General features: G+C 33.6%; 14 protein-coding genes. All 14 read right to left on the reverse strand.

Translation table 11 applies throughout. The features are described from left to right. Positions 1 to 11: 11 nt before the first annotated feature. The 14 genes from lptB to HPRAE_RS10010 all read right to left on the reverse strand — a co-directional run bounded on the left by lptB (position 12) and on the right by HPRAE_RS10010 (position 15,207). The gene (gene lptB, locus HPRAE_RS09945) at positions 12 to 731 is read right to left on the reverse strand and encodes an LPS export ABC transporter ATP-binding protein (protein WP_014554080.1); all 720 of its coding nucleotides are present in this window, start codon (positions 729 to 731) and stop codon (positions 12 to 14) included. After that, entirely contained in the window at positions 721 to 1,368 is a 648-nt protein-coding gene (locus HPRAE_RS09950) for an LptA/OstA family protein (protein WP_014554081.1), read from the reverse strand. Before HPRAE_RS09950 ends, lptB begins: the two co-directional genes overlap by 11 nt. Further along, the gene (gene lptC / locus HPRAE_RS09955) at positions 1,361 to 1,966 is read right to left on the reverse strand and encodes an LPS export ABC transporter periplasmic protein LptC (protein ID WP_014554082.1); all 606 of its coding nucleotides are present in this window, start codon (positions 1,964 to 1,966) and stop codon (positions 1,361 to 1,363) included. The genes HPRAE_RS09950 and lptC overlap by 8 nt, the downstream gene beginning before the upstream one ends. Next, complete coding sequence (lpxB, locus tag HPRAE_RS09960) at positions 1,959 to 3,104, reverse strand: lipid-A-disaccharide synthase (RefSeq protein WP_014554083.1); 1,146 nt, start codon at positions 3,102 to 3,104, stop codon at positions 1,959 to 1,961. The genes lptC and lpxB overlap by 8 nt, the downstream gene beginning before the upstream one ends. Then, positions 3,098 to 3,928 carry an LpxI family protein gene (locus tag HPRAE_RS09965; protein WP_014554084.1) on the reverse strand — a complete coding sequence of 277 codons (831 nt, stop codon included), beginning with the start codon at positions 3,926 to 3,928 and terminating at the stop codon, positions 3,098 to 3,100. The genes lpxB and HPRAE_RS09965 overlap by 7 nt, the downstream gene beginning before the upstream one ends. Before the next feature lie 8 nt (positions 3,929 to 3,936). Next, entirely contained in the window at positions 3,937 to 4,761 is an 825-nt protein-coding gene (gene lpxA, locus HPRAE_RS09970) for an acyl-ACP--UDP-N-acetylglucosamine O-acyltransferase (protein WP_014554085.1), read from the reverse strand. 29 nt (positions 4,762 to 4,790) lie between these two features. After that, a complete protein-coding gene (gene fabZ, locus HPRAE_RS09975) occupies positions 4,791 to 5,240 on the reverse strand; it encodes a 3-hydroxyacyl-ACP dehydratase FabZ (RefSeq protein ID WP_014554086.1) in 450 nt (149 codons plus the stop codon). Position 5,241: 1 nt separating this feature from the next. Continuing rightward, a complete protein-coding gene (gene lpxC / locus HPRAE_RS09980) occupies positions 5,242 to 6,108 on the reverse strand; it encodes a UDP-3-O-acyl-N-acetylglucosamine deacetylase (protein ID WP_041607036.1) in 867 nt (288 codons plus the stop codon). A gap of 61 nt (positions 6,109 to 6,169) precedes the next feature. Further along, on the reverse strand, positions 6,170 to 7,249 hold the full coding sequence (gene lpxD, locus HPRAE_RS09985; protein WP_014554088.1) for a UDP-3-O-(3-hydroxymyristoyl)glucosamine N-acyltransferase: 1,080 nt from the start codon (positions 7,247 to 7,249) through the stop codon (positions 6,170 to 6,172). 34 nt (positions 7,250 to 7,283) lie between these two features. Continuing rightward, positions 7,284 to 7,601, reverse strand: coding sequence for a hypothetical protein (locus HPRAE_RS09990; RefSeq protein WP_014554089.1), 318 nt, complete (start codon positions 7,599 to 7,601; stop codon positions 7,284 to 7,286). 12 nt (positions 7,602 to 7,613) lie between these two features. Next, on the reverse strand, positions 7,614 to 8,495 hold the full coding sequence (locus tag HPRAE_RS09995) for a hypothetical protein (protein WP_014554090.1): 882 nt from the start codon (positions 8,493 to 8,495) through the stop codon (positions 7,614 to 7,616). A 24-nt stretch (positions 8,496 to 8,519) separates the two neighbouring features. Beyond that, on the reverse strand, positions 8,520 to 8,972 hold the full coding sequence (locus HPRAE_RS10000) for an OmpH/Skp family outer membrane protein (RefSeq protein WP_014554091.1): 453 nt from the start codon (positions 8,970 to 8,972) through the stop codon (positions 8,520 to 8,522). 51 nt (positions 8,973 to 9,023) lie between these two features. Then, entirely contained in the window at positions 9,024 to 10,766 is a 1,743-nt protein-coding gene (locus HPRAE_RS10005) for a BamA/OMP85 family outer membrane protein (protein WP_014554092.1), read from the reverse strand. Positions 10,767 to 10,776: 10 nt separating this feature from the next. Further along, positions 10,777 to 15,207: a translocation/assembly module TamB domain-containing protein gene (locus HPRAE_RS10010; protein WP_014554093.1), complete on the reverse strand. Its 4,431-nt coding sequence runs from the start codon at positions 15,205 to 15,207 to the stop codon at positions 10,777 to 10,779. Between the last annotated feature and the right edge of the window lie 40 nt (positions 15,208 to 15,247).

The following is a 15,247-nucleotide window of genomic DNA, read 5'->3' on the forward strand; positions in this document are numbered from 1 at the left end:
GATGCACCTCACTAAATTTTAAATTTTTCGCCGAGATAAAATTTGCGCGCTTTTTCATCTGCAGCAATTTCTTTGGCTGTTCCTGTTAAAAGAATCCGACCTTCGTGCATAATATAAGTTCTGTCAGTAATTGAAAGTGTTTCCCGAACACTGTGGTCAGTAATTAAAACTCCCAAACCTCTTTGCTTTAAATATAAAATTATATCCTGAATATCATTAACTGCAATAGGATCTACTCCAGCAAAAGGCTCATCTAATAAAATAAAATCCGGATCAGCAGCCAAAGCTCTGGCGATTTCTACCCTTCTTCTTTCTCCTCCAGAAAGCTGGAAACCCTTGCGTTCTCTTAAAGCTTCTAAATGAAATTCGGCCAGAAGCTCTTGAATATTTTTTTCTATTGCCGCTGAACTTAAATCTCGATATTCCAAAATAGCTTTCAAATTTTCTCCAACTGTTAATTTCCTAAAAATAGAAGCCTCCTGTGGTAAATAACCAATCCCAAGTTGAGCTCGCTTGTAAACTGGCAGCTCAGAAATATCTGCTTGATCATAAAAAATTTGACCCCCATCAGGGCTAATTAAACCTAAAATCATATAGAAAGTAGTAGTTTTTCCAGCTCCATTAGGACCTAAAAGGCCGACGATTTCTCCTCTTTTTACTTTAAGACTAACTTGATCAACTACTTTTTCTTGATTATATTTTTTAATTAAAGCTTCTGCTCTAATTGGCATCAGTTTGAGCCTCCACATCTGAGTCTGCTTGTTCATTTTTGGGAAGAGTGATTTGAGCCTGCCCCTGGAGCTGTACTTCTTCTGTCTGCTGATTGATCTCAGCTTTTTGGGCAGTAAAACTTTCTCCATTTCTTTCTCCTTCAACATTTCCGGTTAAATAAATCATTTCTCGCTCTAAATAATAAGTAATCTGATCTGCTTTAGCCCAAAAATCATTATATTCCAAATAAGCACTGCCTTTGACCTCAATCCGATCTTCAGCTTGATAAAAATCAATTTTATCTGCTTCTAAATAAGAATTAGGGCCTTTAATCTGAGCATCTTTTTTTAAATGCAGAATCTCTGTTTTTAAATTACCTGTTAACTCAACTGCCTGACCTTCATATTCCTGGTAGAAAAACTCTACATTTTTTCTAAATTCTACTTCACCATTAAAACGACGATAAATACCTTCATCTTCAGCTGTAATCCTTAATTGATCATAAATCAGCTCAACCTGACCAGTAGCTACTACAATCTGACCAGCTGAACTTTCTTTTAAGTCCAATTGATCTCCAGTTAGCTCTCTTTCGGCCTGAGCTGAAACTGGAATTACTAAAAATGCTATTAATAAAATTAAAAAAATCTTTTTATTCATTGTTAGACTCCTCTGCTTTAATATCCTGCTGCAGGTCTTGAAATTTAATTACAGCTTGTTCTTTTTTATTTTTTTTGGATAAATTAAGTTCTTCCAATTTAAGATTAGAACTAAAAAATTCTGCTGTAGAATTAAAATCCTGACCTTTTAAGCTAACATTTCCTCTGCCTTCTAAATAATCTTTTTGCATTACATAATCTAGTTCATCTGCTAAAATAAGATAACGCTCACTCTCAACCACAACTTGACCTCTCACTTCTAGATATTCGCGCTGAGGATAATAAGTTCCCGCTTTCCCATCTAAAGTATAGAGTAATTCTTCAGTTTGCAGATCATAAACCTCAACTTCAACTGGCTCTAATTCTAAACGATCGTCATTTTTAAAATTTTCTACCTCGGCACTGATTAGCTTTAATTTTTGATTCTCAGCTTCATTATAGATATAAAAATTAACTTCTTTTAGTTCTGCGGCTGGTTTTTCCTCTGCTGCTGGCTCTGGTGCTTGAGGCATAGTTGGTATTTCTTCGCTGCTAAAATAAAAAGCAAAAGCTATAATTATAAAAATAAAGAGCGCTAAAAAAATACTCTTTTTATCCACTATTTTTTAGCCCTCCTTCTTGCAGCAGTAAGTCTGCTGTTCTATTTACTGCCCCACCACCGCCTAATTTTTCACGCACGGTTTGTAGTTCAGCTTCTATTTTATTTAATTTATGCTGATTATTTAACCAGTCTAAAGCAATTTCTACAAGTTCTGCTGTTTCAAAATCATTTTGTAATAACTCAGGTACAATTTGACTACCATAAATAATATTTGGTAAAGCTACAAATTCAATTTTAAAAATATATTTAGCTAAAAAATAAGAACTCCAAGCTGCTTGGTAACAAACCAGCTGGGGAGTTTGCAAAATAGCTGCTTCCAAAGTGGTAGTTCCCGAAGCTGTAATAATAAAATCAGCTATTTGCATCAACTCATAATTTGCTGACTCAACTATCTCAACTTCTACCTGACTCTGCCTCACAAAAGAAAGCAGGTAATCAATTTCAATTCCGGCTGCTGCTGCCAAAAAAATCTTCAGCTTAGACTTTTTTTGCTTTAAAATAGCAGCTGCCTCCAGCATTTTAGTTAAGAGAGAGTCGATTTCTCCCTTTCTACTACCTGGAAAAAGGCTAATCACCTGTTCTTTTTCTTTGAGCTGATATTTTGCTTTTAATTCTGCAGTTTCGCTTTCTACTTTAACCAAGTCTAAGAGCGGATGTCCCACAAAACTAACTTCAGCTCCAGCCTCCTGATAAACTTCTTTTTCCATCGGAAAAACAGCTGCTATTTTAGTTCCATAAGCTGCCATTTTTTTAGCTCGCCGCCGATTATAAAGCCAAGCAGAAGGCGGAAAATAATTAACCGCCTTCACTCCTAATTCTCGACAGGCTTTAGCCAACCTCATATTAAAAGCAGAATAATCAACTAAAAAAACTAAATCTGGCTTTCTTAGTTTAATTAAATTTTTCATTTTCTTTAAGTGAGCAAAATGCTCTTTTAAATTTTTAAAAGCCTCTAAATAGCCAATAGTACTAATTGCTGTGGGATCAATTAAAATTTCAGCTCCCATAGCTTTGAGCTGGGGGCCACCCATCCCAAAAATTTCTAGTTCAGGTTCTTTAGCTCTAAGTTTTTTTAAAACTGCAGCTGCGTGCATATCACCAGATATTTCGCCTGCAGAAACCATTATTTTTAACAAGGTAGGATCAATTCTCCTTCTTTAAATTCAGCAGCAGCGACAACAATTCCGGCGGCTGCAGCTTTTTGAAAAAATTTAGCTTGATCTAAAATAAAAGTTTGATCAGCTTCCACAATTAAAGCCCGAGCTTCAGCTGCAGCTAATTGCTCTAAAGTTTTTAAGCCAACTGTTGGAATATCAAAGCGCAAATCTTGTTCTTTTTTACTACATTTTGCCATTACCAGACCTGGGCCACCATATTTAGCAGCTCTTTGAATCGCCTGATCAGTTCCTTCGATCGCCTCAAGTGCCAGAACAGCCCCATTTTTAACTATTGCTGTTTGGCCAATATCAAAACGACCTAAATTAATGGCTGTCTCAAAAGCAAAAATTAAATCAGATTTAAGTTCTGCCTTAACTTCTCCAGCCAAAACCCCAGCTTTTGCCAGCTGGTCTGCTAAAAGATAAGTTTGCGGCAAAATATTAATCCCAATATTTATAATCTCTAAAGCTAAAGCCATTAAAATTGTATCATCATTTAAATTTGGTAACTGCTCTAATAGCTTTTGTAATTTCTGATCGGGCCTAAAATCAGCAAAAAGATGAGCTTTCTGAATTTTGCCGAGCCAGATAACTTCTTCTATCTTTTCCTCTGCTAAAATCTCAAGTATTTTACCAAGCTGAGTCAAATTAACCGTATAGGAGCTACAGTCTAAATCAGAGAATTCAGCTGTAATTTCTTCGGCAATTCTAATTACAATAAAATCCTCAGCTGCAGCTTGAGCTTTTTCAGCCCAAATTCGCGGCAGCTTACCCCAGCCTGCAATTAAAGCTTTTTTGCTCATAATTACACCTACCGGCAGATTCCGCGGCTGGCATTACGCAAAAAGCGTAAAAAATGTTCAATTTCTTCACTAGCATCTAATTCTTGATCCATTTTTTCTATTGCCTGATCAATATTTAATTTAGAACGGTAGAGAGTTTTATAAGCACTCTTTATTTCACGCCTCATTTTAGGACTAACACCATTTCGTCTGAGTCCAACTACATTAATCCCATTGACACTAGCAGGATGACCATCTACTAAAATATAAGGTGGTACATCTTTTACTACTTTAGAGTGGGCACCAACCATGCTCATCTTACCGATGCGTACAAACTGATGAACTCCAACCATGCCAGCAATTACTGTATGGTCTTCAATTACTACATGGCCTGCTAAATTAGTAGCATTAGACATAATTATATTACTTCCTAGCTGACAATCATGAGCTACATGACAGTAAGCCATAATTAAATTATCATTTCCAATTCTTGTCTCCCCGCCACCATCGGCAGTCCCCCGGTGAATCGTAGCATTTTCTCTAATTGTATTATTATCCCCAATAAAGAGGTAACTTTTTTCGCCCTCAAATTTTAAATCTTGAGGCTCAAAACCAATTGAAGCTCCATGGAATATCTCATTATTTTTACCAATAGTTGTCCAACCTTTAATTACTACATGTGGGCCAATTACTGTTCCGGCTCCAATTTCTACATTTTCTCCAATAATAGCATATGGTCCAACTTCTACATTTTTCCCTAGTTTGGCTCCAGGAGCAACGATTGCTGTTTCATGAATATTTTTGCTGCTCATGTGGAGCACTTTTCCCTTTTTCTCAGCTGCCAAGACTATCATTCCCCTTCCTAATTTATAAACTACTTGTTTTACTTGTTCTCAAAAGTAAACATCATTTCAGCTTCTGCAGCCAGATTATCGCCCACATAAGCTTTTCCCTTAACTTTAGAAATTCTTTTTCTTAATCTCACAATTTCGACTTTCATTCTTAATTGATCACCTGGTTTAACAGGTGTTCTAAATTTCGCCTTATCAATACTCGTAAAAATTGGAAGCTTATCTTCCATTTCTTCAAAACTATAATAAATTAAAATACCAGCTACTTGAGCCATAGCTTCGACTATTAAAACTCCCGGCATAATTGGATGATCTGGATAATGCCCCAGAAAAAATTCTTCATTAATAGTTACATTTTTAATCCCAATAATAGATTCTTTCTTCTCGACCTTCTCAATCTTATCAACTAATAATAAGGGATAACGATGGGGTAGGATTGATCTTATTACACTGATATCAATTATTTCATTTACCTCACTCAAATTATTTTTCCTCCTCTAGCATTTTTGCCCTAATTTTCTCTGCTAATTTAACATGGAGTCTATGGCCGGATTTAACAGCTATAATATGACCCATAATTCTTCCATTTAAAAACATATCACCAATAACATCTAAAATCTTATGTCTGACAAATTCATTTTCAAATCTTAGTGGGTTTACAGTTTTAGTAGCTTCAATTAAAACAGCATTTTCTAAACTGCCGCCTAAAGCTAAGCCCTGCTCATGTAATTTTTCTACTTCAGCTGCAAAACCAAAAGTTCTGGCTCCTGCTATTTCTTGGCTGAAGTCCATTTGTGCTGCTTCAAATTCAAAATAACTGCTGCCAATAACAGGATGTTCATAATCTAGAGTATAAGAAATTTTGAAGCCGTCATATGGCAAAATTGTAATATAGGAAGCTTCGGCTCTAGCAAAAATAGGCTCTTTTATTTTGAATACTCTGCGTTTTTGAGGCTGGTCTTTGAGGCCAGCTTTTAAAATTTGCTGATAATAAGGAAGAGCACTCCCGTCAATAACAGGAATTTCGGGACCTGATACTTCAATTATTAAATTATCAATCCCACTTCCCCAAACTGCAGCCATTAAATGTTCGATTGTACTTATTTTAGCTGCCTTTATTTTTTTACTACCAATAGTTGTATTTCTAACTAAATTAACAACTGAAGCGGGTTCAGCTGGAATTTTTATTTTCTCTTCTAAATCTAAGCGACTAAAAACAATTCCACTTCCAGGCTGAGCTGGCTTTAATTTAAGCTCTGCTTCTTGCCCTGAATGTAGAGCAATTCCTTGAACAATAATCTCTTTTTTTATCGTCTGCTGTTTTTCTCTCTCTAGCTGCAAATGTGTCATCCTTTCTTTCTTTGCTCTCTCAATAGTTTATTATATATTTATTAAGATTAGAATTCAAGAATTATTTAGATTCTAGCTCTTTAAGTTTTTGTTCAAGTTTTTTTATTTTTTCGATATATTTAGGTAAACGCCGCAAATAAGCCTGTTCTTTGAGGGCTTGGCGATGATTTTGGGCAGGAGCTCCCGAAATAAAATCTCCTTTTTTAGTACTAGCAGTAACCATAGCTCTGGCAGCAGCTGTTGTCTGATCTGCTAATTCAATGTGACCTACAACTCCAGCTTGACCACCTAAAGTCACTCTTTTGCCTAATTTAGTACTACCTGCAATCCCTGTCTGAGAAATAAGTAATGATTCTTCGCCCACTTCCACATTATGGGCTATCTGAATTAAATTATCCAGTTTAGAACCTCTTTTAATAATTGTCGGGCCGCTTGCTCCCCGATCAATCGTTACATTTGCTCCAATTTCGACTCCACTTTCAATAATTACATTACCCTGTTGAGGAATTTTATGGTGACCATCACTGTCTGTAGCATAACCAAAACCGTCAGAACCAATTACAGCACCGGATTGAATTATCACCCTTTTTTTAATAATGGAATCTCGTTCAATTATTACTCCAGGATGAAGAAGACAATTTGCTCCAATTTCCACCTCTGGTCCTATAATTACTCCTGGGGCCAAAATAGTATTATCACCAATTTTAGTATTTTCGGCAATCACTACTCCGGGGTGAATAGATAGATTTTTTCCTAATTTAGCACTTTGATCAATTACTGCTTTTTTAGATATTTTTTGACTCTGATAAGGCCTAGCTGTTAAAGCTGCTGCAGCTAAAGCATATACTCGCCGTGGATTATCTGTCAGTAAAAATGTCTTTTGAGAATTTAATTTAGAATCTAGTTCCGAATAAATTTGATAACTGCTAACTATAACTGGAGCTTTGGAATTAAGAGCCTGTTTTAAATAATCTTTTTGATCAACAAAAGTAACTGAACTTTGATTACTTTCTTGAACTCCACAAGCATTATCAACTAAAATATCAGCTTGACCTTTGAGTTCAGCTCCTGTTAAACTAGCTATTTGTGCTATTTTGTATTTACATTTATTTTTTTGATTATTTTCCTGTTCTTTAGTCACTGTAATTTATCCTCCTTGATCAAATTAAAAAAACTTAATTTTCTTTATCGATTTTTTTAGCTAAAGCAGAACTAATATCTTCTCCACCTTGATAGACCAAATGCTTAGTAATTACACTACTATAATTATTATTTTCAGCATAGGCGGCAGCTTCTTTTTTAATAATCTGCATAATTGCAGCTTCTGCTTCTTGGGGAGTTTTATTTGCTTTGATAGAATTTAAAGTTTTACTTTGAGCAGCTAGAGCGTTGACATCTAATAAAGCGACTCGTTTTGGTTTTGCCACCACTAAAGGTGAGACTAAAGTCATAACTAAAATAAAAACTGCTGCTGCTTTGCGATAATAATCCATTTTATTGACTCCTTAGTAATATTTTTTAGCTTTAGTTATTAGTTCAGCCATTTGTGAATCTTTTTTTTGCCGGCGAGACTGAAGCGTATCTCTAATTTCTGTTCTTTTTTGGCTTAAACTCAACTCTATTTGTTTTTCTTTTAAAGCAAGCTCTTGCTGATAATTCTGCCTTAACTTTTGCCTATAATTAGCATATTCCTGGTTAAAATCTAAGATTAAAGACCTTGTTTGCTCAGAAATATCTTCATTAATCAGCTCAGAACGGGCTCCTAATAATTTTTGCTGTTTTTGCTCTAATTTTTCCATTTTTTGACTATAGTAATCTTCTTCTGCTTCATCTTGAGCCAAAACTTCAATTCCAATCCGCAAATTAATCATTTGCAAATAATTATCTCTAATCTCCTGCTGGCTGTAATCACTATATTGTGACTTAACCTGCTGCCTTAATTTTTGTAATTTTGTGGTTAAATTCGACTCTAATTTTTTTCTTTTAGCCTGTAAAAGCCTTTCTTGCTCAGCTTCAAGCTCTAAACGAAATTGATTTAAAGCCAAATCTTCATCTTTTTGTAAATTATTTATTTCTTCTAAGTAATTGCCAGTTAAAACAGCCAGCACAGCTTCTTGACTTGAATCCATTAATTTAAAACTGCGCTGTTTAAGTTTAGTTTCAAAATTTTTTTTAGCTTTTAAATTTAAATCAAAATCAGAGCTCGACTCTGCCAGCCAAAAAGTAGAATCTGAAAATTGAGCCGGTTTTTCTGCTTTAAAATCATAGACTTGATAATTAAAGTCAGCTGGAGAAAAAACATAAACGAGGAGAAAAGCAAAAAACAAAGCCATAATTATTGCTGTTAAAAATTTGAGTGAAATAAAATGATAATCATGTCTATCCACAGCTTAACTCCTCCTTTTAGTTAATTACCAATCTGAATTAATTTTAGCTAAAACAGCATCTGTTAAATCAACACCACCATATAAGACATCATCTGCCTCTAAAACAAATTTAACTTTTTTATTTTCAGCTGTCTCTATAATAATATTTTCTACTTCTTTTAAAACAGAATCCAATAATTCAGCTTCTAGATTTTCTAATTCTGATTGATATGAATAAAGCAATTTTTTCTGCTCAACTCCAGGTAATGATTTAGCTTCTTGCTCTATTTTTTGCTGGTATGCTGCTGCTTTTTGATTAAGTTTTTGCTCAGCTGCAGTCCGAGCTGGATGCTGATTAAAAACTTTTTCTAGATCAACATAAGCAACCTGATCTACACTTTGATTTTGATTTAAAAAAGCAAGAAAAAAGATTGAGCCTAAAATCGCCAGCAGTAAGACTATTACTGCTAGACGAAATTTTTGCTGACTTAAGTCCATTAATAAATTCCTCCAAATAAATACTAATTGTCCAAAATTATTTAACTAAGTTTAAAAGGTATTACCAATACTAAAGTGGAGCATTCCTTCAGAATCTTCATCCCAACCATAATCTAAGCGCAGCTGGCCAACTGGAGTGTTCATTCTCATTCCCAATCCATAACCAAGCTTTAAGTCATCAAGCTTAATTTTGTCTTGATCTTCCCAAACATTACCAGCATCTGTAAAAATCACTCCCGTAAAACTATCATTAAAAGGAACTCTATATTCTACATTAAAGAGTAAGAGATTATTATTATCATGCTCATTAGAATCAAAATCACTTTGTTCATAACCTCTTAAACTATCTGAACCGCCAAGGTCATATTCTTCACTACCTAAGCCTCCACTTTGATTTCGAGGATCACTTAAGCCAAGTTTCATTCTTAAAGCCCAGGCATGATCTTTAAAACCATGGTAATATCTGCGGCTGTCTAAATTATATTTAGTAAATTCCATATCTCCACCTAAAAAGCCACCTGCTTCCTCAATACTCAAATTATTAATAGAGCCTGAAGTTGGATGGAAGCGGTTATTAGAGGTATCCCGACTAAATGATAAAGTTAAAGACTGTAAATCTTTATCTGAACCATCAATTAAATCTCCTTCTTGGTATTTGTCATCATCACTGCTTTCATCCCAAATTTCTTCTTTATCTTCTAATCTATATCTTAAAGATGTTCTCCAGTCATTTGGCAGTGGATGACCTAAACTAATACTACCACCTTTACTCTTTTTAAGATAATCTAAGTCCCCAGAAGAATCAGTAGAAGTTGTTCTAACTGTTTCGCGATCATAAACACTAAAGCCAAAAGAATAGAGGCTGTCCCATAAATAAGGCTCATAAAAATTAAGTGAATAAGTCGTTGTATCTCCAAACTGCCACTTGAAACCAATATTTTGGCCGTTACCAAATAAGTTCTTTTCGCTGACATCAACAAAACCTATCCAGCCGTCATTTGAACTATAACCACCACCAAATTGAAGGTTTCCTGTTTTGCCTTCTTCTAAATCAATATTTAATTTAGCACTATTTTCTGGGCCATCTACCCGCTGCAGCTTAGGATTAATATTTTTAAAATAACCCAAGCGGCTTAAATTTTGAAAACCCTTTTGGATTTTATTAATATTAATTACCTCTCCTGCTTCAATCGGCATTTCTCTTAAAACTACTTTAGAATCAGTTTTGGTATTACCACTAACTCCGACAGAATAAAGGTAACCAGGGCTGATTTCAATTTTAAGTATTCCCTCATCCGAAACATTAACATCTTTATAACGGGCTAAAATATAACCATCATCCTGCATTTTTTCTTGAATTTTTTTCAAGTTTTTATTCATTTTTTTCACATTAAGTACTGTTTCTAAATTTAAATCTAACATTTCAATTATTTTATCTCGCTCATATATTGGCTGATTACCACTGATTTCAATCCCTTTTAAAACAGGATTTTCTACTACTTCAAAAATAACATTTAGTCCACCTTGATAATTCTCAAATGCTATATTCACATCAGAAAAATAACCTAAGCTGAAAACATTTTGCAGATCAGAGCGCAGTTCATTTTGATCAGTCTGATCTCCAACTTCAGTTTTGACAGCATTTAAAATTTCAAAGTCACTAACATAATCATTACCTTCAACTGTTATTTTAGTTACCTCATCAATCGGAATCTCTTGGGCTGCTGCCAGACCGGTAAAAATCAGGGCACAGCTTAGTATAATCAAGGTCCTAACTAATATCTTCTTTTTCATCCTTTGCCTCCTAAAATTCAATTTCAGTTTCTAAACTTATTTGATATTCATCATCAGTAAAATAGCTTCCTTTTAAATTTGTAATCTCTGTTAATTTATATTGAAAAGAAAGTTCAGATTCTCTCTGTTCTTCCTCATTGAAAAAAGCTGCATATTCAAGATAAAAACGATTATTTAGATTTTTACCAAGGTAAATCGCAACTTCTCTTTCTAAACCAAATTGGAGAGCATCTATTTCAATTCGATCTAAAGAAAGAGCAGTTCTAAAATCTGACTCTAGATCAGAAATAATATCTTCTTGTAAAAAACCATTTACAATTCTGATCAACTCTTGGGTAATAATTTGACGAACACCTATATCTTCACCACCAATGACAGCCGAACCTAAAGCTCCACGGCTAGAAAGGAGGTTTAATATCTCTTCTCGAGTCATTTCAGTATCAGAGCTTAAGTTAATCCGCATATTATTTGCTGGACCACTAAGGTTAATATTTATCTGACGCCCAGCTGCATAAGTTGTCGCATTAACCTGCAAACTAGGAATATCATTTTGATCAACTGGGGTAAATAAAGCCTCAGCATTATTTAAATTAAAACGAGAATTATAATAACTAAAACGACCCTGACTACTTTTGAGCCTACCTTCCATCATGAGAGAATTATCTCTTTTTCGATTAAAATTAAGTTTTAAATCTCCGTTTTCAATTAAGACTTCTAAATTTTGATTTTTAACTTTTACATTTTCTTGGGGCATCAGTTCTAAGTCAATCACAGGACTGATAGCTGGTTCTTCTTTTTTCTCTTTTGATTTTGAACTCGGCCATTTAAAGGGCATTCCTATTTGGAAATCATAAAGGTCCAGCTTCCCTTTTAGCAGAGGCTCTGTTAAGGGACCAGCAAATTTTAAATCACTATCAAAATTACCAGTTAAAGAACCGCGGTCAAAATAAAGTTTTGAACCTTTAAGTTTTAAGTTCCAAAACTGAGCTGGATCTAAGAGTTTTAACTTACCACCCAGTTCAAACTGGCCGTCAACGAAATCTCCAGTTAAATTTTTAATTAAAGCCTGACTGCCTTCAATTTCAATTTGTCCCTGATAATTTTTAATTGGAGCCCAAATTCCAAGCTCTAAACTATTACCTGCCAACTTAAAATCACCATTTAACTTAGGCTTGCTTAAAGGGCCGTCTGCCCTCAGATTTCCATTTAAATAACCATCAGCAGTCAAGTTGTCTCCAAAAAATGAAAGGATAAAAGCTAAAGGCAAGTCCTCTAAATCAGAACTTAAACTTAAGTTTTGCTCAGCTAGCAAATAACTAAGATCAAATTTCAAGCTCCCACCTTGACTAAAATTAATTTTTTCGGCCGCCGAAATTCGGCGCTTTCCTTCTACTAAAATATCTCCTTCTATTTTTTCTAAAGGATTTTGATTAATTTTAATAGCATCTAAACTGTGACTGAAATTTAAAATAGGATTAGTTAAAGTACCACCTATTTCACCTTCAAAATCAAGTTTTGCTTCTGTTTTTAAGTTAAAGTCAGACTCAGCTGCAAAATATAATGGTAAGTCTGAAGCTTGAAAGCTTAAATTTAATTCTCTCCCTACTTTTCCTTTCAAACTAAAACTATTTTTTTCTGCTTGAGCTAAGTGACCAGCTAAGTCTAATTCGGCCTGATAAGCACTGCCCTCTGTTTTTATTTGAGTTTGACCAGTTAAACTAAGCTCTTCTGCCAAAGGATATAAGCCCAGATATCGCTGGAAATATTCTGTTAGTGGTACTTCTAAAAGCTCTAACTGCAGCTCAGATTGGGGAATACTAGTTAAGTCTTTTATTTCTCCTGTCAGACTATAGTTACCAGAAGCAAAGTTAAAATCAAATTGCTCTAATTCCAATTTAGCTTGTTTTAGATCTAAATTGAATTGGTTTGCTAAAATCTCTAGCTTAAAGTTATCATAAAATAAATTTTCGCCAGCTAGCTCAAAATTAAGTTTTAAAGCTTCTAACTGCCCTTTTAGTTTTCCAGCTAAGTTTAAAGAACCACTAAGCTTTTCTAATTGTTTTGGACTCTGCTCTAAATAATTTTGAATTTTTATTCCCTGCAGCTGATAATCAACTGCAAAACCAGTTTGAAAATCGTAAATTCCTTGAGCCTTAAAATCTAATTCCTGCTGACTAAAAGCAAGTTCTTCAATTTTAAGCTGTTTATTTTCTGTTTTCAAACTCAGACTTAAATTTGATAAATCAAATTCTCTTGCTTGATAAGCAAAAACAGGGTTTGAAGTGTTGAGATCTAGTTTAAATTGATAATCGGCTATTGGACCTCTCAGTTCTGATTGCAGCTCAACTGCACCTGTAAGTGGTAAATCAAAGTTAAGCTCTGAGTTTAGATCTTCAAAATATAAGTTTTCACTGTTGATATTTAAAGCCAAAATAGGATTTCCAGTTAAAGCTTTTACTTCACCCTCAGCTCGCAATTTACCCTGATTTAAATCTGCTATCAAATCTTTTATCTGCAAATTATCATTTACATAAGTTGCTTTTAAATTAATTTCGCTTAAACTGTAATTTTGGTAAGTTAATTGATCTAAATGCAAATCAGTACTTAGACTAGGGTTAGCAAAACTATTTTCAATTTGCCCTTCTGCATATTTAATTGTGGGCTTAACTGCTGCCAAAAGCTCTGAATCAAAAAGCTCTAACTGCTTATTTAAAATTGCTGGTTCTAAATTTTTAATTGCATAGCGTAAATCAAGCTCTTTTTGGGCAAAATCTATTTCTCCTAATAAATCTAAATAAGCAAAATCAGAAAAAAGCTGCAAAGAATTAAGAAAAAGTTTTTGCTCAACATACCAAAAATCACTTTTTAGCTTTATGTCATTATTCTGTTCTTTAAATTTCAGCTTCAAATCAAGATCACCTGTAGCTGATAGTTTAGTTTGAGATCCATAATAGCCGCCAAGATCTAAATTAAAATCTAAATGGTCAGCTTTAATTTCCTCTAATTTTGCCAAAGCTTTGGCAGTTGGCTTATAATCTGCTAAAAAAGAAACTAAAGGACTGGCTATTTTTAAGTTTTGAGCTTTAACTGCAGCTAAATAATTTTGGTTTTTTAGATCATAACTTGCTTTTAAATCAACTACTGCTTCAGAGCCTAAATTAACTTTTGCTTTTTCTAAAAAAAGCTGATCATCTACTAATTTGATTAAAAAATCAGTCTTAGTAAGCTCAGCATATTTAGTTTTTAGTTTATCTGTTTTGATTTCAGCTCTTAATTTTTCTAAATTATTTTTTTGACCCTCTAATTTTAAATCAAAGTCAAGTTGAGCAGCCTCTAATTCTGGCTTAAAAAAGGAATAATTATAATCAAATTCTGCTGCTGATAATTTTAATTGGTAAGCTAAATTTTGCTTTAGTTTAAAATCTAAAAGCATTTTGTTATTAGCCAAATTTAATTTATTTTGTACTGCTTCTAATTTAAAATCTGGGCCAGAAACAATAAAATTTAATTTTTTAAATTCAAAATCTAAACTTTCACTCTGCTGCTTAAATTCTAATTTAGGTTTAAGTTTTAAATTATTAGAGCTAATTTCTGCCCGATAATTTTCAATTTGAGCTCCCTTTAAATCTAATTTACCTTTAAGGTCTAAATCTCCCTTAAGAGTAGCTAAATCTAGCTCTAAATTTTCAAATTGATATTTTGGAGCCAGAGGCAGCACTTTTAAAAGAGGTGCTAAAGCAGTAGCCTTAGTCTTAAAATAAAGTTCTGACTTTGCTCCCTGCCTTTTAAACTTTAATTTTAAGTTCTCTGTTTTAAGCTTATTAAATTTAAAGTCTTGATAAGCAAATTTATTTAAATTAATTGAACTAGAAAAATTAAGCTCATAATCAGCTTTAGCTCTCGCTAAAAGTCCTAAGTTTAAATTATTAAATTCTAAAGCTTTAGTTTCAGTTTTCACTACTAGACTAGAATCAATAATATTAATTTTAGTTTTCAGCAAAAGTGGAGGCAAATCTAACTGTTCTAAGTTAAAAGCCGATTTGGGCTGAGAATCTAAAGCCTCAGCTTGATCTAGCTGACTAGATAAAGACTTAAGTTGTTTAAGGTCTCTAATTATGATTTCAGCTTTTTTGGCTGCTACAAAATCTATTTTAATAAATTGCTTTAAATCTCTAAAATCTAATTTATAGTTAAGTTGTAAGTCTTTAATTTTTATTTGATTATTATTTTGATCAACAAAACTAAAGGACTGGAGACGAAGTTTATTGAGAGGCCAAACAGAAATAGAAGCAAAAGAAATATCCCCTTTTAGTCTAGTTTCTAGAAAAGCAATAATATCATCTTCAAAATATTGGGGTAAACCACTAAGCAGACTTAAAAAATAAGCTGAAATTAATAATAAGATTAAAACCCCCAGCAGATATTTTATTTGCTTATCCATTTAAAAACCTCCAGCAAGCATTAAATTTAATTACTGCTTA

This window comes from Halanaerobium praevalens DSM 2228 (assembly GCF_000165465.1).
GTDB lineage: Bacteria > Bacillota > Halanaerobiia > Halanaerobiales > Halanaerobiaceae > Halanaerobium > Halanaerobium praevalens.

What these genes read in the sequence shown, in the direction of transcription:
- lptB (WP_014554080.1), bottom strand. Translation starts at nt 731, where the DNA reads ATGCCAATTAGAGCAGAAGCTTTAATTAAAAAATATAATCAAGAAAAA.
- HPRAE_RS09950 (WP_014554081.1), bottom strand. Translation starts at nt 1,368, where the DNA reads ATGAATAAAAAGATTTTTTTAATTTTATTAATAGCATTTTTAGTAATT.
- HPRAE_RS09965 (WP_014554084.1), bottom strand. Translation starts at nt 3,928, where the DNA reads ATGAGCAAAAAAGCTTTAATTGCAGGCTGGGGTAAGCTGCCGCGAATT.
- lpxA (WP_014554085.1), bottom strand. Translation starts at nt 4,761, where the DNA reads ATGATAGTCTTGGCAGCTGAGAAAAAGGGAAAAGTGCTCCACATGAGC.
- lpxC (WP_041607036.1), bottom strand. Translation starts at nt 6,108, where the DNA reads ATGACACATTTGCAGCTAGAGAGAGAAAAACAGCAGACGATAAAAAAA.
- HPRAE_RS09990 (WP_014554089.1), bottom strand. Translation starts at nt 7,601, where the DNA reads ATGGATTATTATCGCAAAGCAGCAGCAGTTTTTATTTTAGTTATGACT.
- HPRAE_RS10000 (WP_014554091.1), bottom strand. Translation starts at nt 8,972, where the DNA reads ATGGACTTAAGTCAGCAAAAATTTCGTCTAGCAGTAATAGTCTTACTG.
- HPRAE_RS10005 (WP_014554092.1), bottom strand. Translation starts at nt 10,766, where the DNA reads ATGAAAAAGAAGATATTAGTTAGGACCTTGATTATACTAAGCTGTGCC.
- HPRAE_RS10010 (WP_014554093.1), bottom strand. Translation starts at nt 15,207, where the DNA reads ATGGATAAGCAAATAAAATATCTGCTGGGGGTTTTAATCTTATTATTA.